Consider the following 22305-nt stretch of genomic DNA (forward strand, 5'->3'; position numbering starts at 1 on the left):
CCCATGATCGCCTTCAAGCACGCCACCCTCCGCCGCGGACCCCGCAAACTACTCGAGGATGTCGACCTGCGCATCCAGCCGGGCCAGCGCGTGGGCATTGTCGGCGCCAACGGCACCGGCAAATCCAGCCTGCTGGCCATGATGCTCGGCGAGCTGGCACCCGATGCCGGTGAAGTCGATATTCCGGCGTCGGTCGAGATCGCCACCGTGCGCCAGCATGCGCCGGCGGGATCCCAGCCGGCCATCGAGTTCGTGCTCGACGGCGACGTCGAGCTGCGCGCGATCGAGTCGCGACTGGCCCGAGCCGAGGAAACCGCTGACGGCAACGCCATGGCCGAACTGCATGGCCGGCTGGCCGAGATCGACGGCTATGCCGCGCGCGCCCGTGCCGCCCGGCTGCTACACGGGCTGGGGTTCGCACCGTCGACCCACGAGGCCCCGATCGACGACTTCTCCGGCGGCTGGCGCATGCGTCTCAACCTCGCCGCGGCACTCATGCGACGCTGCGATCTGTTGCTGCTCGACGAGCCCACCAACCATCTCGACATGGATGCGGTGTTCTGGCTGCAGGATTATCTCGCCGCGCACCCGGCCACGCTCGTGGTCATCTCGCACGATCGCGATTTTCTCGATGCGCTCGCCACGCACACGCTGCATCTCGAGCACGGCAAGGCAGTGCTGTATACCGGCAACTATTCGCGCTTCGAGATGATGCGCGCCGAAGCCAAGGCGCAACAGCAGGCGGCCTACGAGAACCAGCAGAAGAAGCTCAACCAGCTCCAGGGCTTCGTCGACCGCTTTCGGGCCAAGGCCACCAAGGCGCGCCAGGCGCAGAGCAAGCTCAAACAGATGGAGCGCATGGAAAAAGTCGAGGCGGCGCACTGGGACACGCCGTTCTCGTTCGAGTTCCTCACGCCCGATCGCCTGCCCGATACGTTGCTGCGCGCTGACAATGCCGACGTCGGCTACGACGACACGCCGCTGGTGGAAGACATCAAACTGCGGCTCATCCCCGGCGACCGGCTCGCTATTCTGGGCCGCAACGGCGCCGGCAAATCGACGGTCATGAAATTGCTGGCCGGCGCGCTGGCCCCCATGGGCGGCGAGGTGCAGTACGACAAATACCTCAACGTCGGCTACTTCGCCCAGCATCAGCTCGAAGTGCTGGACGACAACGCCAGTGCCGCCCAGCATCTCCAGCGTCAGGACCCGAAAGCCTCGGAACAGCATATCCGCGATTTCCTCGGCGGCTTCGATTTCCGGGGCGACAAGGCGCTGGAGCCGATCGGCCCGTTCTCCGGCGGCGAAAAGGCCCGCCTGGCGCTGGCCCTGGTGGTACACAGCAAGCCCAACCTGTTGCTGCTGGACGAGCCGACCAACCATCTCGATCTCGACATGCGCCACGCGCTGGAGACCGCGCTCGCCGGCTTTACCGGCGCCGTGGTGATGATCGCGCATGATCGCCATCTCATCGATGCCACCTGCGACCAGCTCTGGCGCGTCGATGACGGCGCGCTCGGTCCCTTCGACGGCGATCTGGACGATTACGCGAAGTGGATCACCCGCCAGGGCGCGGCCCGCGAAGGCCAGGACGTCGCCAAACCGACGAGCCACAGCAATGCGGCTAACCGGCGCAGCGCGGCCGAGCAACGAGCGAAGGAAAAGCCGCTGCGCAACGCGCTCAAGAAAGCGGAAAGCGAAGTCGAACGGCTCACGAAGCAGATCGAACACGTCGAGGCCGAGCTGGCCAAGCCCAGCGTGTACGAAAGCCCGACCGAATCGGCTCGTCTGTCGCAGGAACAGGGCCGACTGCGCAAGCAGCTCGATGCGGCCGAAACCACCTGGATGGAGAAAGCCGAGGAACTCGAAACGCTGCAGTCGGATGCCAGCGCCGCGTAACCGCCCACTCGCCCGGTGGCGCCCACCGCGCTACTCTCGCCGTTTTCGTGACATCGTGTGCGCCGGGCCACCGGCGTAGCGACGATTCGATCCGAGGCTTGTTCCGCATGGCCGAACCGACTTTCTTCTGGCACGACTACGAAACCTTCGGCGCCGATCCCAAGCGCGACAAGCCGGCCCAGTTCGCCGGCATTCGCACCGATGCCGATTTCAATGTCATCGGCGAGCCGATCGTGCTGTACTGCCAGCCGCCGCTGGACATGCTGGGCCACCCGGAGGCCACGCTGATCACCGGCATCACGCCCCAGTACGCCCTGAAACACGGCGTGCCCGAGCCGGAATTCATCGAGACCATCGTCGCCGAAATGGCAAAGCCCGGCACCTGCAGCGTCGGCTATAACAGTCTTCAGTTCGACGACGAAGTGACGCGCCATACGCTGTGGCGCAATTTCTTCGATCCCTACGCCCGCGAGTGGCAGAACGGCTGCTCGCGCTGGGATATCATCAACATGGTGCGGCTCACCTATGCGCTGCGCCCCGAGGGCATCACGTGGCCGACGCGCGAGGACGGCGCGCCCAGCTTCCGCCTCGACCAGCTCGCGCCGGCCAACAACCTGGCCCAGGACCGCGCCCACGATGCCCTGTCCGACGTGCACGCCACCATCGGGCTCGCCAAGCTGATCCGCGACAAGCAGCCTCGGTTGTACGACTACGTCATCAACAACCGCGACAAGCACAGCGCCCGCAAGCTGCTCGACATGGACACGCGCAAGCCCGCGCTGCATGTGTCGTCGAAATTCCCGGCCGAGAACGGCTGCCTGTCGCCGGTGATGCCGATCGCACAACACCCGTCGAACAAGAACTGCATCATCGTCTACGACCTGCGCGTGGACCCGGCGCCGCTGCTGGAACTCGCCCCCGACGAGATCTACGAGCGCATCTTCACCCCCGCCGAAGATCTGCCCGACGACACGCCGCGCATTGCGCTCAAGGGCGTGCATCTGAACAAATGCCCGGTGCTGGCGCCATTCGAGATGATGCGCGAGAACGAGGCGGCCCGGCTCCACCTCGACATCAACCAGTGCCGGCGCAACTGGAAAGCGATCCACGATCAGCTGACCGAAGTCGAAGCCAAGGCCACCGCCGTGTTCGACGCCCGCGTGTTCGATGCCGAGTCCGACGCGGAAGCCGCGCTGTACGACGGTTTTATCTCCGACAGCGATCGCAAGCTCGCCGAATCGGTACGCGCGACGGCCCCCGCCGAACTCGCCGATGGTGCCATCGTCTTCTCGGACAATCGGCTCAACGAACTGTTGTTCCGTTATCGTGCCCGGCACTTCCCCGATTCGCTCGCCGACGCCGAGCGCGACGACTGGAACAACTGGGTAGCCAAGCGGCTCGAGTTCGCGCCCGACGGCGGTCTGACGCTCGACGAATACGACGAAGTCGTCGCCGCGCTGATGGAACGCGTCCAGGGCGATCCCGCCCGGCTGCAGCTGCTGCTCGACCTCAAGGCCTGGGGCGACAAGCTGCGGCAGTCGATCTAGGGCGTGTTGAGGTTTCGTCCGAGTCCGCGCCAAGCGCTGTTTTGCGGCAAGACGAGGCGTAGCGAACGTGGCGTAGTGACCCTACGCGAGAGAGCTATAACGCTGTATTGCCGCAAAACAGCGCTTGTCCCGAAGGGTTGGGCCGCCCATAAAAAATTAACCAGGGGCGCCCAGCCGCGTTGCGAGTCTGGGTCGTGGCACGCCACGACGCGGCGACTCGCGCCTCGCCGGACACGATTTGCGGACGCCAACGCGGCGCTCGCACGAAACCTCAACACGCCCTAGGGCCCCGCGTGCGGCACGATTGGGTGTAAGGTGTCGAATCGCCCGACATGATAAGCGTCGGGCGCCATGTCATTTGATTCGATGCCCTGCATGATCACAACGCCGAGCACCCCGCAATTCGACCAGGCGCTGATGGCGCTGGGCCAGGCCCGTCAGGCCAACACCACGGCCACCAACGCCCAGGTTCTGGCTGCTGCCGGCATGGTGCTGGCCGAGGACGACGGGCCAGCGGCACTTTACGAACGCGTCAAGCGTTACGAGTCGGCCGGCGTTTTCAAGGACACGGACTGGGACTACCCCGCCATCCTGCAGCCGGACATCGCCAAGATCTCGCTGCGCACCGGCGACGCCCAGACCACCGTCATCGAAGCGCTCAGCCAGCTTCGGCTATTGGCGGTCGCACTCGGCGACTACGCCCATCCGCGCATCACCGCCGAGCATGCCCGTCAGTTCATCACCCAGGTGATGGCCCTCAACCTCGACCTGCTGTCGGGCCAGCTCAGTGAAGCCGATCGCGAGCGGCCGTTTTCACTCGGGCCGATCGTGGCGGCGTTGTATCGCTTCCAGATCGATGCCATGGGCTACGAGAGCATTCTCGACAGCCTGGTCGCCGAAGTCTGGCGCATCCTCGAACAACGCCCGATCGACGTCGACGACGCGCGCGAAATGGTCATTCAGATCGCACAATGCCTGTTCGATCCAACACTCGATACCGAGAACACGGCCGCCCGCCAGCTCGTCAACTGCCTGTTTGCGCCCACGCCCGGCTGTGCCGAAGACCCCGGTGTGGATGTCTACGGGATGCGCCTGCCCACGTTCACCGACGAAGAACTACGCGCCGAGGCCCAGGGCTTCGCTCGCGCCATGCACGAGACCGGGCTGGTGTCCGTCTACCACGCGGTATTCCTGCACCATCTGCGCAGCCCGGAAGTCGGCGGCGAACACCTGATCCCGATCACCCTCGGGCTAGGTCGCACTGGCACCGATGCCTACCAGTGCCACACGGCGTTGGTGCACGAGATCATCGACGACATCATTTTTGTCGAGACGGCGCAGGCCATCTACGGTCTCGCCCTGCTCCTCGAACGCGGCGTTCTGTTCAACGGACCCGTGGCCGCGGGCCTGGCGCGCCAGCTGCGCCTGCCCTTGTCCGCCAGCACTGCCGCCACGCTCACCACCGCGTTCGGCGCCACGCGCGAGCCACGGGTCTGGCTCATGGCCGGCGCGCTCAATCTGCTCGGCCAGCCGCTCGGCGTCGGTCAGGGCAACAATCCCACCTGCCAGTCGGTCATCGGCCTGTCGATGTGGGCCGACAACGACCCGGACTATCTGCTCCAGCTCGTCGCCTGGGCCGCGCGCGACGATGAAGTGCTGCTGCGCTTCGAGGGTGATCTGGTGTCCTCCAAAGGGCTGGCCGCCGGGCTCGCCAAGCAGCGCCCGCTGGACGTGGACCCGGTGTCGATGATCCTCGTGCCTCATCTCGACCGGATCTATATCGAAATGGGTCGGCTCTGCGGCGAGCGCGACGACGATCTCCATCGCTGGATTCACCCGGAGTTCTACGGCTGGTGGGTCGGCAACGGCTTCCGGGCGGTCACCAACGCCGCCACCGACAAGATCGAAGACCACGCCGGCTTCATCCGCGCGTTCTACGCCAGCTACCACCTGGACTACAACGGCGGCGTGCCGGTGATTCACCCCCAACCCGCCGGCATCGCCGCCACCGATAGTGCCGCGCGCTATGTCGGCCGCCACGCCATCGCCATCCGTCGCGTCGCGCTCGACCCGGACGGCGAGATGCGCGTCTACTTCTTCAACCCCAACAACGACAGCGGACAGGACTGGGGCCAGGGCATCGAAACCGACACCCACGGCCACGGCGAACGCCACGGCGAAGCCAGTCTGCCCTTCCATCAGTTCGCATCGCGCCTGTTCGTGTTCCACTACGACCCGCTGGAACAGGGCGAACCGGCCAACGTACCGGCCGAGGCCGTCGACGTCGTGCTGGCGCTCGCCAACGACAGCTGGGCCGCCGTGTTCTAGGTGTATTGCCGTTTCGTACGCGCGCCGCGTTGGAGATCGCAAATCGTGTCCGGCAAGGCGCGAGTCGCCGGCTCTGGGCGAGCCAAGACCCGGGCTCGCAACACCGCCGGACGCCCCTAGTCAATTTCGATGAGCGGCCCCACCCGAAGGGTCACGCGCCGCCCGATTCGACGAACGAACGTGGCACAGTCGCCGGCCATTACCGGTAGCATGGGGGCGGGAATCACACCACCGAATCCATGCTACCCAAGCTCACCGACGTCGAAGCCCGCATCATCGGTTGCCTGATGGAAAAATCCGTCACCACGCCGGACCATATGCCCCTGACCCTCAACGCACTGACCAACGCGGCCAACCAGAAATCGGCCCGCGAACCGGTGATGTCACTCACCCGGGTCGAAGTACAACGCGCCGCCCGCGCGCTGGCCCAGCGCAGCCTCGTGCAGATCGACGAAAACTTCAAAAGCGGGGTCGAAAAATACAAACAGCGGATGTGCGGCGCCGGCCAGTTCGCCGACATCAAGCTCACGAAAGCTCAGTTCGCGATCGTGACGTTGCTGCTGCTTCGCGGGCCACAGACACCCGGGGAACTGCGCAGCCGCGCCGGCCGCCTCTACGACTTCCCCGATAACGACGCCGCCTCTGCCGCGGCCCGCGAACTGATCGACGAGGAAGATCTCGAACACTCTCTGCTGGTTCAACTGCCCCGAACCAAGGGCCGCAAGGATGCGGAGTTCATGCACCAGCTCTGCGGCCCGCTGGACCTGGAGGCGTACGCTGCGGCGGCGGCCGAGGGACCGGGACAGTCGGCGGCTCAGGAACGTATCGCTGCCCTGGAACAGCGTGTGGCCGAACTCGAGGCTGAAAACGCCGCGTTGCGTGAGCAACTGGCGACCGAGCGCGGCGCCTGAGGCCAGACTTTCTAGTCGGGAGTTTGCATCGACACGGCCGGGCGCGGCAGCCGGCCATAAGATCGTCATCTTGCCGACATCCTTTTCGTTCGTTTTTCGTAACAAAATCAAACAGTAACCGCTCTGCAACATCAATGTGCCTCTCTATGGTTTCGCGGTAACGCGAAACGAAACCGATCAGAGGAGAGGCTTTATGATTTCAAGAAAGCACAGACGGACACGGATAAGGGCTGGCGCCCTTCTGGGCGCGCTCGTTCTGGCATCCCCCCTGGCACAGGCGGCCACGCACAGGGATTGGGACCACCATCATGAGCATGGCCGACAGACCGCGACACCCATCAAGCACGTGATCCTAATCCTGGGGGAGAACCGGACATTCGATAACGTGTTCGCGACCTACAAGCCACGTCCGGGGCAGACCGTGGACAATCTGCTCTCTAAAGGCATCATCAATGCCGACGGCACGCCGGGGCCGAATTTTGCCCAGGGGGCACAACGGCGCGCTCAGGACACCGACACCTACTCGATTCATCCCGCCACAACCGGCCCTTATGACGCGCTCGGGCCAATCACCACCACCGGCACGCCGACCGATGCGCCGTTCGCCACGGCAGCGGCCGCCAAGGCCGTCGAACCCGCGTTACCGGCTGGCACCTACAAACGGCTGGCGACCGGCGGCAGCGGGCTGGCGCCCAGCGCGAAGATCGACACACGTTTCCCCGACATGGTGCGCAACGGGCCGTTCGATCTCACGCGCTATGTGAATTACAACGACTATACCGGCAGCCCCACCCACCGCTTTTTCCAGATGTGGCAGCAGGTGGACTGCAAGATGTCGCAGGCCACGAAACAGAACCCGAGCGGTTGTGCCAACGATCTGTGGGCGTGGGTCGAGGCCTCGGTGGGCAACGCCAGCAATGGCAAGCCGGAACCCGCCAATCACTCGGAGACCGGCCAGCACCAGGGCCCCGTGGCGATGGGCGTTTACAACGTCCAGCACGGCGACATGCCCTATTTCAATCGGCTGGCGCATGAGTACGCGATGAGCGACAACTTCCATCAATCCGTGATGGGCGGCACCGGCGCGAATCACGTCGAGATCGGTTACGGGACCGGCATCTATTACTCGAACGCCCAGGGTCAGCCGGTCAAGCCGCCACAGAACCAGATCGAGAACCCGAATCCGCAATCCGGCACCAATAATTTCTACAAACAGGACGGCTACAGCGGCGGCTCTTATGTGGCCTGCAACGACAGCTCGCAGCCGGGCGTGGGTTCGATCCGCAACTACCTATCGTCCCTGCCATACAAGGCCTTTCGTGACGGCGATTGCCGCAAGAACGCCTATTACCTCGTGAACAACTATAGCCCGGGCTATAAGGGCACCGGCAAACCCGCGGCTCTGGGGCCACACCAATACACGGTGCCGCCCACGACCCAGCAGAACCTGGGGCTGCTGCTAAGCCGCAATCACGTGTCCTGGAGCTATTACGGCGAGGGCTGGGATCACGGCAAGGAAGACGGCGAGAAATCGTCCTATTGCGATATCTGCAATCCCTTCCTGTATTCCAAGCAGATCATGACCAACCCGCAGCTACGGAAGAATCTCAAGGGGATTCACGCGCTGTATCACGACATCGGCGACGATCGTCTGCCGGCGGTGTCGATCGTGAAGCCGGATACCTATCTCGATGGCCATCCGGCGTCGTCGAAGTTCGGGCTGTTCGAGGCATTCACGCGCAAGATCATCCGCAAGATCAAGTCGCACCCCGAATTGTGGAAGAATACTGCCATCGTGGTGACCACTGATGAAGGTGGCGGCTACTACGACTCAGGCTATATCCAGCCCATCGACTTCTTCGGGGACGGGCCGCGCATTCCCTTGATCGTCGTATCGCCGTATTCGAAGCATGTCGGCGTGAGCCATACCTATGGCGATCAGGTGTCGTTCGACAAGTTCGTCGAAGCGAACTGGCACCTCGGGCCGATTTCAAGCTATAGCCGCGACAATCTGCCCAATCCGGTTGCCACGAAGCAGAATCCCTATGTTCCGGTGAACGCGCCGGCAATCGGGAACCTGATGTCGATGTTCGATTTCAGTCGACACGGAGAACACGACGGCCGCACGCACGATCATGATGATCAGAACGGTCACGAACACGACCACAACAACCGCGGCCCGTGGGCGCACTCGCGACGTGACAGCTCCGAGAGACACTCCTAGATCCCGGACGGCGTATTGAGAACCTGTGTAGAGGGCGATCTCGAGTCGCCCTCTACGCGATGCCCCGCACCCCAAACTGCCCCGTCAGATCCGCAGCCCGATGCGAGGGCCGATAGCCACCATGCCGAGATAGAGCCCGGCCGTCAGCGCACAGCCGATCATCAGGGTGAGCCAGAACGGCAGGCCGCGGTTGAGCAGCCAGGGCATGAGCAGAAACATGGGCAGCGACGGGATCACGAACCAGAACGTGGCGCCGATATGAGCGGCCATACGGGTGCGATCGTGCGTGTCGTGCCAGAGCCAGATCATGCCCAGGATGGAGACCAGCGGCAGCGATGCCACCAGCGCGCCGACGGCCGGCTGGCGTTTGGCGATGGTCGAAACGATCGCGATGATGACGCCGGACAATATCGATTTCGTGATGAAATAGAGCATATCAATCGCTTGGTTTATTCCCTGCCGTGTTTATTCATGAGGGGTGCGGGTCCAGTCATGCGGGCTGTGTTTGCGATGCCCGCGCCTCCGGTCGTTGATCGGTGCCGAGCGATCGGACGGACGAGGCAGACCAAGGATAACGCCTGCCCCCGCGTCCCAAATCCGTCCAAGCATGGCGAATCAAACGTCCCGAGCCAACTCGTCATCCGTCACGGCGCCCCAGGCGCCCCGCTGCGGTCTGGTGCCGCCCCGTGGCCGGTTTGACCGCCGTTGCCGCGGCCAGTCCGTGCGTGGGCATGTTGCGATAGACGGTCTCGAACTGGCCGGCTTGTACCAGATAAGTTTCATGCCAGATGCCGACGCTGTCGTTGCCGCTGCTACGGCGATTGAACTCCCGCCAGGCCGGCAGATGCTCGGATTCCCGAGCGGCGGCGTACGCTCGCAATTGATCGAACGAGCGCCAGTACTGGATGAGTTCGACGTTCCGACCGCCCCATCGGCCACGATAGCCGAGCAGGCCGAGTTCGGGCTTCGCCGACAGCTCCTGGAGCATCTTGGGCATGGCCCGGGACACCGGCCACCAGCGATCGACCCGCCACAATGCGTTGATGCGCATACCGATCAGAAAGACGACGAAATCGCCTTCCACATTCGCCATCATCCGCTGGGATTCGATGCGCGCCATGAGGAGATACCGGGTTGGACGGCGAACCAACGGTTCGCGTCAGATTTTCGAACAATAATCCAATCGACTAACCGGGCGGCGGCACACAAGCCGGCCGCCGCCGCGACCACCGGAACGGTGAGGCACAGGCGCGCTGGTCTTATTCAAGAGCCGTTGCCGGTCGTCCGCGGCGTCCCGTCGTTGTGGACATAGGCGGTGGCCTGGCTGTCCCCACTGTCCTTGCGATATGGCGCGCAGGCGCTGCCCTGATCCGGAAACACCAGCTCATCGGTGGGGAAACCGAGATCGGCGGCCCGCTGGATCAGCGCTGCGCGGGTCGCGGCCGAAAGCCGCGGCGTACGTGACAGAATCCAGAGATAATCGCGATTCGGGCCGGCGATCAGCGCATGGCGATAGTCGGGGTCGAGCGCGATGACGTTATAGCCGGCATAGAACGGGCCGAAAAAGCTGACCTTGAATCGGCCTGTATTGTCGCCCGCCACGAAATACGCCTTGCCCACGGCTTCGCTGACCTTGTCCTTGGCGAGATTCACGCCTCGGTTGACCACCCGGACGCCGCCATCGGCCCGCTTGCTGTAGGTGGCCGTAACGCAGTCCAGCCCCTTCTCGAAGCGATGATCGAGCCGGGCGATTTCGTACCAGCGGCCGAGATAATGATTCAACGAGAACGGCTGGACCGCCGTGGTGCCTTTCGGTAATCCCACACAACCGGACAGCACGCCCGAGACGAGACAGGCCGTGACGACACGAATCCAGGAACTGACGCTCATCGACGATCCCGTCTGTGGTTGATGTCTCGAGTATAGTCGCGCGCCGCGTGCGGTGACGTGATCGGCCGCGGCGCTTCAGTCTCCGCCGCCCGGCCGACGACCCATCGCGCCCGAGCGTGCGAGCGCGTCACCCCGAGCGCGTGCCATGCAGTGCTTCCAGCGCGATTCCACACGCTTGGCAAACCAGGCGGTGGTGAGATGACGGGTAATCTTCGGGCTGTCGAGCGTAATACCCGGCAGGATCGCCCGGGGAACGCGTTTGCCGGCCTGTTTGTCGGCCAGCGCAAAGACACGCTTGTATACCGCCGTGTCGGCGAAATGCGGACTCTCGCCCAGGCGCAGGGCGGCATGGATATCCGCATCCGATAGGCCGAGTCGATCGGCGAGTTGGCGCGTCGCGCGTTCGGTATAACTCAGCGTGTCGCTGTTGTAGATGATCAGGTCGCCATCGAGCGCGAGCCGGGTCCCCGTAAGCCGGCTCACGGCACGCTGAAACGCCGCGTTGCGGCTGGCATACCAACCCGCGTTGTAGTCGGCAAAACGATAAAGCGGCGACGGATAATCAGCCGGATACCCCAGCAAGTGCAGAATGCCGAAATACAAGCCGCCGCGCCGAGAGAAGACCTCATGCCGGATCGAGCCGTCGACCGGGTACGGATAGTCGCTGTCGTGCGCCGTGGCGAAATCGACGTCTACTTGCATCGGCCCGCCGGTATGCACCGGATTGAAGCCGCCGAGCAGCTTGCGACCCAGCGGCACCTGCCCGACGAAGTCCTCGAACAGTTCGCTCAACTGGCGTTCGGTATGGACCTCGGCGAGCCGTTGCTTATAGGTCTGCCCGGTGGACGATTTGAGATTCAGTGCGCCTTCGAGCAGGAACTGCGGCACATGCGCGGCCCTGGCACGGCGTTCAAGCTCGTGTCGAGCAATGCGGCCCAGGCCGGGAACCCGCGGATCGGCATGAAACGATGATTCCTGCCCCGCGACCGCCAGCGTGGCACACAGGTTGCTGTCGTTGGCGGCGAGATGCTGGGCCGAAAATGCGGTCTGGATGTCGTCGGCCCAGGCCTGCTTGTCGTGAACGTCGGTCGGCAACAGATGCACCACGCGGTTTTGTACCGTCTCCGGTGAACGTGTCGGCGCTGTCGACGGCTGCCAGTGGGCGCAGCCGCCTAATGCCAGCAGCATCGCCGCAAGCCACAGACGATATCGCGCGACGAAACAAGTTCGGGCGCCGGAGAATCGAGGCGTCATAAAGCGTATCCGGGAGGAATCGACAGCGACGGTATGCGCGTTGGGCCAGACCACGCAACCCAGCGAGCGACCGATCCGATGCGGGCCGATATTACGAGGCCGTCCGGTGCCGCATCCCAACCCCGCTCATGGCATCTCGTAACCCCTGGACCGCTGCGCCTCGCGGGCCGCCGGCTCGATGCGTGCAGCCCGCGCGGCCGACGTCACCGGCTCACCGTGCGTGCGATTACGTCCATCGCGCTTGGCCTGGTAAAGCCGCGCGTCGGTCTCGGCGAAAATCTGCTCGAAACTGCATTCAGCCAGGCGAAACGTGGCGACGCCCAGGCTCAGAGTGAGCGAAATGACGTGATCCCGCGCCAACACCGGCGTTGCACTGATCGTGCAGCGCAACCGTTCGGCTTGGCGCATCGCATCGGCGTGGTCGAGATCGAATAAGAGAATCGCCAGTTCCTCGCCGCCGACCCGCCCCAGCACATCCGACTGCCGGCATTGAGCAAGCAGACGCCTCGATACGGCCTCGAGCACGATATCGCCGATATCGTGGCCGTAGCGATCATTGACCCGCTTGAAATAATCGAGGTCCATAAGTATCAACGATACCTGCCGGGCGGCCGATGGGACGCCCTGCTGCGCCGCGTACCGGGCTTGCTCGAACAGCTCTCGAAACCGCCGCCGATTGGCCAGATGAGTAAGCCCATCGAGATCGGCACGAGCACGCAACTTTCGGTTCACCCGTACGATTTCGGTCTCGTGGGCGAGCGAAATCACGAACAGCGCGGTTGCACACAACAGTACATCCATGGCCTCGGCGGCCTGGGCGACCGACGGCACGAAACCGAAACGCACAAGCATTAACGCAGCGGCCAGCCCCAGAAACGAGAGGCCAACGATGGACCCGTCACGCCGACCGAGCAGGCGGTGCGATAGCAAGGGAATCAGCAGAACCCAGACGAATACCGAGATGTTCGCGGCGGTGGCTAATGCAAGTAAAAGAACTACCAGAAATGGCAGTAAAAAAGCCCAGGTCGCGCGGCGCGGCGGCAGCCCGCTCGCAAGCAGGCCAAGAATGACGAACGCATAGGCCATCATGGCGACCTCGGCAAGCGCCAATGTCCAAACCTGCTGGATCACATTGACCGGCACGAAAACGAACCCGAACACGATGGTGAGTATCAGCAGAACCCGGAGCACCACGAGCCGGCGTGTCTCGTCCTCCTGAGATAGATGGCGTAAAGGCATGACGAACCCGGCTCTGTTGAGGTTTAGTGCGAACGCCGATTTGACGCCCGCAACTCGATTCGGCAAGGCGGGAGTCGCTAAGCGCTGGCGCGTCACGCCTCAGACACATAACACCACACCTGACACCGCTACGCGTCCCCCGATTAATTGTTCCCGGGTGAAGCCAAGGCTTCCCGGTATATCGCCTACGATTAACAACATGACGGCAAGCGGGCGGTGGTCAGCGCCCGGCACGAATGGGCACAGGGCCGGGCTGAACCTCGCCCTGGCCTCAGGCGCCCGGCGAACCCGAGAGAGAACGCGAACGGGCCGCGAGCGCTCCGCTCGCGGCCGGTGGGCAGCCATCATCTTCGCGCCAAACGCTACGGCCCAGCCGATGCCCCGGCACTCACCTCCTGCCCAGCACTTTCCGCGTATTTGCCGATCGAGATACCGATCACCGCAACGGCGACGACGCCGATGACCACGATGAATACGAGCGCCCGTCGTGGGTAACGCGCCAGCGGGGAGCCACAAGACGCGCAAACGCGGGCGCCTCGCGCAGCGGACGCCTGACAGCGCTTGCAAATACGCGGTGGATTCACGGTGGGCATAAGGTCTCTCTCCCCGGACTATTCGTATGCTGACCGTCGCCAAGACGTCGACTCGGCCGAGTTTGAGCCGACGGGTCTTTAACCTAAGACCGGCTCACGCAACTTTTGACGCCCGGTCAGACGAGCGTTTGCGGATACTTATTACAAGTAACGCAGACGCGCGCGTTTTGGAGGCACACATCTGCCCCCGGTGGCTTCCCGGTCCCCGACGCTTCTGCGAGACTCGATGCGAACCGGATCGCGCGGCCCTGCCATGACCAAGACCCGACTCGAAGCATTCAGCGATGCCGTGATCGCCATCGTGATCACGATCATGGTGCTGGAACTCAAGGTGCCGCACGGCGATACCTTCGCTGCGCTGATACCGGTATGGCCGGTCGCTCTCGCCTATGTGCTCAGCTTTATCTACATCGGCATCTACTGGAACAACCACCACCACATGCTGCAGGCCGCGCAGCGCGTCACCGGCACCGTGTTGTGGGCGAACCTGCATTTGATGTTCTGGCTGTCCCTGATTCCGGTCACCACCGCTTGGATGGGCGAAGCCCCGCGCGCCACGGCACCCGCTGCCTGCTACGGGGCCGTATTGTTCATGGCCGCCGTTGCATATCTGATATTGCAGCGCACGATCATTGCCACGGACGGCGAGCACTCGGTGCTTGCCGATGCCATTGGTCGGGATACCAAGGGGAAAATCTCGTTCGGCCTGTATCTGGCCGCCATCGGTCTGGCCTGGGTGGCACCGTGGCTATCCCAGTTGCTATACGTGCTGGTCGCCGGCTTGTGGCTGGTGCCGGACCGACGGATCGAGCGGCAGCTATCGACGGGGGAGTAACCAGTCACGCGGCGCGCGCAGCTCGTCGTGTGCCCCACTGGCTGGCGACGATATCGATCGTGTAGATCGCCAGCGCAAGCCAGATGCAGGCAAACGTGACCTCATCGGCCGTGGTGAGCGGCTCATGCAGGACAAGCACACCGGTCAAGAAATGAAGCGTCGGGGTGAGGTACTGAATGATCCCGATCGTACCCAGCCGCAGGCGTCGCGCGCCGGCGGCGAACAACGTGAACGGTACGATGGTGAGCACACCCGCACCGATGAGTAGCGCATCGGTTTGCGGGCCGGCGATGCCGAAGGCGGCCCCGCCCGTGGCGTAGAGCCGGATCAGCCATGCGAGCGCGATCGGCGACAACAACAGGGTCTCGACCAATAGCCCGGTGACGCTATCGACATCCAGTCTCTTTCGAATCAGGCCGTAAAAGCCAAAACACCCGGCCAGAATCAAGCCGATCCACGGCACCTGTCCGTAAGCCACGACCGAAAACACCACGCCGGTCGCCGCGATGGCCACGGCGATCCATTGCAGGCGGCGCAAACGCTCGCCGAGAAAGACGAAACCGAGAGCGACATTCAACAACGGATTGATGTAATAGCCCAGGCTGGCTTCTATGACGTGATCGTTGACGACCGCCCAGATGAAGGTGCCCCAGTTTGTCGCTACAAGCGCCGCCGTCAAGCCGAGCGTCCCCAGCAAGCGGGGCGCCCTGAACACCCGCCAAAGCCGGTCGGTGCGTCGCCAGAGCACGACCACGATACCGAGCAGTGCCGCTGTCCACAGAATGCGATGCGCCAGAATTTCCCAGGGCGAAACGGCGCGATCGATCAGGTGAAAATATAGCGGCAAGGCGCCCCAGGTCAGGAAAGCTCCCAACGCAGCAATGAGACCGAGCGCCGGCTCCGAAAAATTGAATGTTGAAGACCGCGACGATGAATTCATGAAGGCGCTCCTGACCAGCCCCTCGGCCACTGGGCCCGACAGGGGCGCCGCAGTGTGCCACGCCGATCGCTGCGTCGTCGCCCCTGTTCGCCTGTCGCGCCGACGAGCGCGTGAGTCGATGGACCCTGCGCCGCTCGACGATACTTTGGTCTGAGGCGTGGTGGGCGGCAGCGCCTAATGGGCTCGGCCGAGACCTCATTGTTCCGATTGAAAATAGCCCGCCTGGGCGGTGTTGCCAAAGCCGGGCTGACGAGGCAATTGTATTGCGCGCCATTTGGCGATGTTGCCGAATTTACTTCAAGTCGGCACGGTAATCCTTTATCAACGCGGAATTAGCAATGCTCGCGTTGGAACGGCAGCGTATTCCCCACGCGAGCGCGGATACACCCGCTGACACCCGGCTCGCGCAAAAACGGCCTACCTGGGCCCGTCAGCCCTGACACGCCGGGACATCGTATGGACTCGTCCGAGCTCGAAACTCGACGACTGGCTGCACTCGACCGACTGAACCTGATGGACACCCCGCCCGAAGAGCGCTTCGAGCGGCTAACCCGGATCGCGCGGCGTTGTTACGACACCCGCATCGCGTTATTTACGCTCATGGGCACGGAACGAGCGTGGCTCAAATCGCATCAGGGCTTATCCGACACCGACGCCCCGCGATGCGGCTCCTTCTGTCAACTCGCGCTACGCGACAGCGAGGTCGCTGTCATAAGCGATGCCCAACGCGACTCTCGCATGGCGGATCATCCAGCCGTAACGGGGTCGCCCGGCATCCGCTTTTATGCCGGCGTCACGATACACGAACCACAGGGATTCCGGATCGGTACGCTGTGCGTGATCGACGACACACCGCGCGCGGCCGAGGATGTCGATCTTGAGGTGCTCTATACACTCGCGTCTCTCATCGAAGAAGAGTTGGCCCGGCCGTCCCGGGCCCCGGGCATGCACGGATGCTATATCCAGCAAGCTGATCTGAATCAGGCGATTCACCGGGCGCAGAACGCTTTTCTCGCCGGGGTGGGGAAACGGACCGCCTACGAGGTCGTGCTCAACGACCTACTGCTTCTCACCGGAAGCCGGTTCGGCTTCGTTGGCGAAATGCTGCGCAAACCAGACGATGCGCCGTACCTGAAGGTCGAAGCCATTACGAACCTGGCGTGGAGTCCGGCGACCGAGGCGCTGTATCAGCGAGTGCGTGAACGCGGCATGGTCTTCGATGAATTGGACAATCTGATAAGTGCCCCCATGATCAGCGGCGAAGTCGTCATCTCGCACGATCTGGCCACCGATCCGCGCCGCGGAGGCCTTCCGCCCGGCCACCCGCCAATCAAGTCGTACATGGGCATGCCGGTGTTCTCTGGTAAACGTCAGGTCGGACTGGTGGGTGTAGCCAATCGCGATATCGAATACGCCCCGGGCCTGGCCCACGAACTCGAGCCGTTGCTGCAAACCATTGGCAACCTGATCGAGCGCGACCGGCTCTATCGTGAAAAACGCGAACACGAAAAAAGCCTCGAACGCGCCGCACGCTACGATGCACTCACCGGGCTGCCGAATCGCCATCACCTGAGCGCGCTGTTCGAACAGACGCTGCTCGAAGCCGGCCGCTGTGGGCACACATTGTCCGTCTGCCTGCTCGATCTGGACGGTTTCAAGGACATCAACGATGCCCATGGCAGTAGCGCCGGCGATACGGTTTTACGCGCGATCGCGAAACGATTGCGCAAGACGGTGCGCCCACCGGACCTGATCGGCCGCCTCGGCGGCGACGAGTTCGTGCTGATACTGCACGATATCGACGATGAGCAAGCCTATACACGTCTGCTCGACACCATCCGAGCCCCGTTGCCCTATCGGCGGACGGCGCTGCAAGTCAGCGCTAGTATGGGGGTCACCCTGTATCCCGACGATGATTCGAACGTCGACCTGCTCCTGCGCCATGCCGATCAAGCCATGTACACCGCCAAGGAATACGGCAAGAACCGGCACGAACATTTCGACTTGGCCCGACACTTGTCGCACCAGGCCCGCGGCCGCGTGCTCGATCGCATCGGCGACGCGCTGACCGAAGAACAGCTCGAACTGCATTACCAGCCCAAAATCGATCTGATCGGCCGACGAGTCGCTGGCTTCGAGGCACTGCTGCGCTGGAATCATCCCACCGACGGCCTGATCTCGCCGCGCGCTTTCATCGATCATCTCGAATATACCGATCATGCCGGCGCCGTGGGTCGCTTCGTGATCGAGCGGGCGATCGCCCAGCTTCACCGACTCGACTCCGAAGCGCTGAACTACAGCATCAGCGTCAACCTGAGCCCGTCGCACTTCCTCAGCCCAACGTTCTGCGACGATCTATGGCACGCGTTGCAGGCGTGCCCATTCCGCATCCGCGAACGTCTGATACTCGAGCTGCTCGAGACCACCGCACTGGACGATTCCAACCGCGTCATCGAGACGCTTCAGGCCTGTCGTGAACTCGGGGTACAGATTTCCCTGGACGATTTCGGCACCGGGTATTCCTCACTCGACTATTTCCGACGTCTGCCCGCGAATGAAATCAAAATCGACCGCTCGTTCGTCCAGGACATGCGCGACAATAGCGACGACGAAATGATCGTCCACGCTATCATCGGCCTGGCAAAGAGCTTCAAAAGACATATCGTGGCCGAAGGTATCGAGGACACGGCCACCCAGGCCCGCCTGATCGAAATGGGCTGCGAATACGGCCAGGGTTTTCTCTACAGCCGCCCCCTACCGGCCGATGCGGCCCTGGAATGGGCGCGGAACTTTTGCTGGCAGCTGCCTTAACAGGCAACAAGAATCCCAGACTGTCGCGCTGCCCCATTTCGCACTGCCACTCGCCACTGAGCACGTTCAGGCACGGGCTTTGGCGGCGTCCCGAACAACCAGACTCCGCTCGTAAGATCGCCGGGTCGCGATCGGCTGGAAGGCTCAACGGCCAAAATTTTCGATCGCGCCAGCGCGAACTGCGGGAAGCGCGCAAAACAAACCCTGTTAAATCAGCGCCGGAAAATTAGGCGTTAAAATTATTTACCGCCTTATTTTTTACAAAAAATAAATACCCATTAATAATCAAACACATAAATATTAAAATAAAACATAAAGACGCTCCCCAGCAGGCCGATAACAACAGTATGCGGGTTCAGCTGTGCTCGACATCGACGTCGCGTCACACGGGGAGAAACGGGAATGATGAATTTCGCTTTAGCCGCGTTGAGTCGGCCGCGCCGACACCCTCGTAAGGCCCTAAAGACCAAGAACGCCGAAACCACACAAGCGATAGTCGTATTCAAGCCAGACGGTACCGTGATCGACGCGAGTCCGCATTTCCTGACTACTGTCGGTTACGCGTTAGGCAAGGTCGTGGGCCATCACCACCGTATATTCGTTCCTCGGGCGGTGGTGGAACAACCGGCGTATCAACGACTCTGGGCCCGCCTGGCATCCGGCGAGGCCGAGTCAGGTATATATCAGTACGTTTGTTCCGATGGTCGAGACCTGTGGATACAGGCGCGTTACAAGCCGATTCGCGACCGACGTGGACGCGTCCATAAGATCATCCAGCATGTCGTGGACGTCACCGATGCCGAGCGGCGGCAAGCCGACCTGAAAGGTCAGATCGCTGCCATCAATCGCTCGCAGGCGGTGATCAGTTTCGAACTCGATGGCACCGTGCTCGATGCCAACGATAACTTCTTGAATGCCATGGGGTACCGGCGCGACGAGATCGTCGGCCGGCATCACCGGATATTCGTCGAAGCCGAAGAATGCGAATCACCAGACTACAGGCAGTTCTGGCACGACTTGCGCCTGGGTCATTACAAAGCCGCCCTGTTCCGGCGACGCCATAAAAATGGCTCGCCCGTTTGGATCCAGGCCAGCTACAACCCGATTTTCGATAATACGGGCGAGCCATTCAAGATCGTGAAGTATGCGACCGACGTGACCGCACAAACGCTCGCCGTTACGCACTTACAATCATCCCTGGATGAGCTCTCGGACACCGTCCCCGCCATCGCGTCCGACGCCGAAACCGCCCGTGAATCGTCGAACGATGCCGCCATCCGCGCGCGGGAGGGCGGCACGATCGTCGAACAGCTGGTCAAGCGAATCGATGCCATCAACACGCGCGCCCGCGACATGGCTCAGATCGTGAGTACGCTCGATTCGCTCGCTTTCCAAACCAACATCCTGGCGTTAAATGCCTCCGTCGAGGCTGCTCGTGCCGGCCAGCACGGCCGCGGTTTCGCCGTGGTTGCCCAGGACGTACGCCAGCTATCGACCCAAAGCGCCGACGCAGCACGCGACATCGCCGCTCTCATCCGTGGCATCACAGGCTCGCTCGGCGAGTGCAGCGACGGCGCGACACAAACGCACCGCGCCGTGACGGGAATCGTCGAAGCCACGCACCAGGTCGATACGCGCATCCGGCAGATTGCGGAGGCTTCGCAGACTCAGGCCGGCAAGATCGCCAGCCTCGACCGGACATTGCGAGAACTGGCCACTCATAACCACTGAACACCGCCGAACCGACTATTGCAGCCCCTGTTTTTGCGCTACGTTGTGGCCCTGTCTTGCATGCGTGGCGGTTTCATGACGCTCATCCCCGAAGTACAGGCCGTAGTCGATAAACTCAATAGCGCCGATATTTCATTCACCGATCTGACGGTTGCCGAGGCCCGGCAGCTCTATGTCGAAACGCTAGCCCGATCCGGCGGCCAACCGGTGGCCATGGCCGCGGTCGAAGACCGACATATTCCGGGCCCGGTCGGCGAGATCGCCATCCGGCGTTACCGGCCCGACGGTCTCGACGAGACGCCGGCGCCGACCCTGATCTATTTCCACGGCGGCGGCTGGGTATTGGGCGACCTGGACTCGCATGACCGGATCTGTCGTCAGCTGGCCCAACGCAGCGGCTGTCAATTGATTGCGGTCGACTACCGTCTCGCGCCAGAGCACCCGCTGCCGGCCTCTAGTGACGACGCCATCGCCGCCTTCAAATGGCTGACCACGAACGCAGCCGAGCTGGATATCGATCCCGAACGCGTGGCGGTAGCCGGCGACAGCGCGGGCGGACATCTGTCGGCAGTGGTCGCGCTGGCCGCGCGCGATCAGGGATGGCCATTGGCCTATCAAGCCCTTATTTATCCCGCAACCGATCTGCGCGGCCCCGCCCGATATTACCCGTCCCGTTCGCGCAATGGGCATATCCCGCCCCTGACCGCCGAATTCATGGACTGGTTCGGCCAACACGCCACGGATGAATCGACCGATACCAACGACTGGCGCGTATCGCCGCTGATGGCCGGTTCACTGGCCGGGGTCGCGCCGGCGCTGGTACTGACAGCCGGCGCCGACGTGCTGATGGACGAGGGCGCCCTGTATGCCACGCGTCTGCGTGACGAGGGCGTCGCCTGCGACCATGCGCATTTCCCGGGCGTAATCCACGGCTCGATCGAAATGTTCGCGTGGTTAGCGGTCACCAGCACCATGCTCGATCGCGTAGCCGATGCCGTACGCGAAGCGCTTACAAGCTGACCTCCACAGAACGAAGGGACAACGTTTGTCATCGCACCTCGCCGGTACCCGGCGCCTGACGCCGTACCGGCTGTTTGCGGTCTGTTTGACGGCCATGTTGTGCTTTAGCACGCAGGCCGCCACCCCCACGGCGGGGCGCTTAGTCGCGGGGATCGCACATATCGAAAGCCAGTACGGCGGCCGCTTGGGCGTCGCCGTGCTCGATTCGGCCACCGGCCGCATTGCCAGCTATCGCGGCGACGAACGCTTTCCCATGTGCAGCACCTTCAAGATTTTCGCAGCGGCCGCCATGCTCGCCAATGTCGATGCCGGCAGCGAGCGACTGAATCGTCGTATCACTTACGAACCCAAAGATCTGGTGATCTATTCACCGATCACCCGAGGTCATCTGACGGACGGCATGACGCTCGGCGCGCTCGCTCGTGCTGCCGTGCGCTGGTCTGACAACAGTGCCGCCAACCTTGTGCTCGACTCCTTCGGCGGCCCGGACGCATTGAATACCTATCTACGCGGACTGGGCGATCGTGTCACACGGCTGGATTCACGCGAACCGATCTGTTCGCAAATCGTAGCCGGGTCAGTCGCCAATACGAGTACGCCGGTGGCCATGGTGGGCACCATGCGGTCTATTCTGCTCGGTGACGCGCTGACCGCGTCCTCGCGCCGACGCCTGACCGGCTGGATGATCGACGGCCGTACCGGAGACAAACGACTGCGCGCGGGGTTGCCAGCGAGCTGGCGTGTCGGCGATAAAACCGGCTCGGGTGACCTCGCCACGGCCAACGATGTCGCCATCGCATGGCCGCCACATGGCCCGCCTCTGCTAATCGCGGTGTTCTTTACCGGCGCGCCAGGGGCGGTCGATCGGGATCGACCGATCGCGGATGTCGGACGGCTGATCGGACGCCTCTACACCAACTAGGGGTTCACGCCTGGCAGCTATCAGCCCGGCGAGCAACGCAAGCGATCAGCCGCGCTGTTGCAGCGGCGGCGCAATCATGGCCACGCTCTCGGGCCGGCCAAAATAAAAGGTTCTTCGCAGATAAGCGTGAAAGGCGGCGGTGACCGCATGGCTTAAGCTTG

The 22305-nt window shown here is 62.9% G+C and carries 15 protein-coding genes and 1 pseudogene; 10 read left to right on the forward strand and 6 right to left on the reverse strand.

Annotated elements, in window-relative coordinates; translation table 11 throughout:
* Positions 1-3: 3 nt before the first annotated feature.
* The 5 genes from C41B8_RS04980 to C41B8_RS05000 all read left to right on the forward strand — a co-directional run bounded on the left by C41B8_RS04980 (position 4) and on the right by C41B8_RS05000 (position 8909).
* Positions 4-1899 carry an ABC-F family ATP-binding cassette domain-containing protein gene (locus tag C41B8_RS04980; protein WP_037334892.1) on the forward strand — a complete coding sequence of 632 codons (1896 nt, stop codon included), beginning with the start codon at positions 4-6 and terminating at the stop codon, positions 1897-1899.
* Positions 1900-2006: 107 nt separating this feature from the next.
* A complete protein-coding gene (sbcB, locus tag C41B8_RS04985) occupies positions 2007-3446 on the forward strand; it encodes an exodeoxyribonuclease I (RefSeq protein WP_037334896.1) in 1440 nt (479 codons plus the stop codon).
* A 375-nt stretch (positions 3447-3821) separates the two neighbouring features.
* Positions 3822-5774 (forward strand): hypothetical protein, encoded by a 1953-nt coding sequence (locus C41B8_RS04990; RefSeq protein WP_037334900.1) that lies wholly within the window; start codon positions 3822-3824, stop codon positions 5772-5774.
* Between the two features lie 239 nt (positions 5775-6013).
* Positions 6014-6685, forward strand: a complete 672-nt coding sequence (locus C41B8_RS04995; RefSeq protein ID WP_037334903.1) for a YceH family protein — start codon at positions 6014-6016, stop codon at positions 6683-6685.
* 346 nt (positions 6686-7031) lie between these two features.
* On the forward strand, positions 7032-8909 hold the full coding sequence (locus C41B8_RS05000) for an alkaline phosphatase family protein (RefSeq protein ID WP_198025053.1): 1878 nt from the start codon (positions 7032-7034) through the stop codon (positions 8907-8909).
* Positions 8910-8993: 84 nt separating this feature from the next.
* On the opposite strand, the gene C41B8_RS05005 is transcribed toward C41B8_RS05000, so the two are convergent.
* The 5 genes and pseudogenes from C41B8_RS05005 to C41B8_RS05025 all read right to left on the reverse strand — a co-directional run bounded on the left by C41B8_RS05005 (position 8994) and on the right by C41B8_RS05025 (position 13292).
* On the reverse strand, positions 8994-9344 hold the full coding sequence (locus tag C41B8_RS05005) for a DUF3147 family protein (protein WP_037334906.1): 351 nt from the start codon (positions 9342-9344) through the stop codon (positions 8994-8996).
* A 202-nt stretch (positions 9345-9546) separates the two neighbouring features.
* Positions 9547-10029, reverse strand: coding sequence for a DUF4188 domain-containing protein (locus C41B8_RS05010; RefSeq protein WP_037334909.1), 483 nt, complete (start codon positions 10027-10029; stop codon positions 9547-9549).
* Between the two features lie 242 nt (positions 10030-10271).
* Positions 10272-10799, reverse strand: a pseudogene (locus tag C41B8_RS05015) (lipocalin family protein); the annotation flags it as partial.
* Between the two features lie 75 nt (positions 10800-10874).
* Complete coding sequence (locus C41B8_RS05020) at positions 10875-11987, reverse strand: DUF1615 domain-containing protein (RefSeq protein WP_051883093.1); 1113 nt, start codon at positions 11985-11987, stop codon at positions 10875-10877.
* Positions 11988-12179: 192 nt separating this feature from the next.
* The gene (locus C41B8_RS05025; protein ID WP_037334912.1) at positions 12180-13292 is read right to left on the reverse strand and encodes a GGDEF domain-containing protein; all 1113 of its coding nucleotides are present in this window, start codon (positions 13290-13292) and stop codon (positions 12180-12182) included.
* Between the two features lie 846 nt (positions 13293-14138).
* Between C41B8_RS05025 and C41B8_RS05030 the strand changes: the two genes are divergently transcribed.
* A complete protein-coding gene (locus tag C41B8_RS05030) occupies positions 14139-14720 on the forward strand; it encodes a TMEM175 family protein (RefSeq protein ID WP_037334915.1) in 582 nt (193 codons plus the stop codon).
* Between the two features lie 4 nt (positions 14721-14724).
* On the opposite strand, the gene rarD is transcribed toward C41B8_RS05030, so the two are convergent.
* Positions 14725-15660: an EamA family transporter RarD gene (rarD, locus tag C41B8_RS05035; protein WP_051883111.1), complete on the reverse strand. Its 936-nt coding sequence runs from the start codon at positions 15658-15660 to the stop codon at positions 14725-14727.
* A 456-nt stretch (positions 15661-16116) separates the two neighbouring features.
* On the opposite strand from rarD, the gene C41B8_RS05040 reads away from it, so the two are divergent.
* The 4 genes from C41B8_RS05040 (at position 16117) to bla (ending at position 22144) form a co-directional block, all read left to right on the forward strand.
* On the forward strand, positions 16117-18471 hold the full coding sequence (locus tag C41B8_RS05040; RefSeq protein WP_037334919.1) for a sensor domain-containing phosphodiesterase: 2355 nt from the start codon (positions 16117-16119) through the stop codon (positions 18469-18471).
* Between the two features lie 405 nt (positions 18472-18876).
* A complete protein-coding gene (locus tag C41B8_RS05045; protein WP_269634388.1) occupies positions 18877-20202 on the forward strand; it encodes a methyl-accepting chemotaxis protein in 1326 nt (441 codons plus the stop codon).
* Between the two features lie 75 nt (positions 20203-20277).
* Positions 20278-21222: an alpha/beta hydrolase gene (locus C41B8_RS05050; protein ID WP_037335023.1), complete on the forward strand. Its 945-nt coding sequence runs from the start codon at positions 20278-20280 to the stop codon at positions 21220-21222.
* A gap of 25 nt (positions 21223-21247) precedes the next feature.
* Complete coding sequence (gene bla, locus C41B8_RS05055) at positions 21248-22144, forward strand: class A beta-lactamase (protein ID WP_198025055.1); 897 nt, start codon at positions 21248-21250, stop codon at positions 22142-22144.
* Positions 22145-22305: the final 161 nt, after the last annotated feature.

It is taken from the genome of Salinisphaera hydrothermalis C41B8 (assembly GCF_000732535.1).
Classification (GTDB): domain Bacteria; phylum Pseudomonadota; class Gammaproteobacteria; order Nevskiales; family Salinisphaeraceae; genus Salinisphaera; species Salinisphaera hydrothermalis.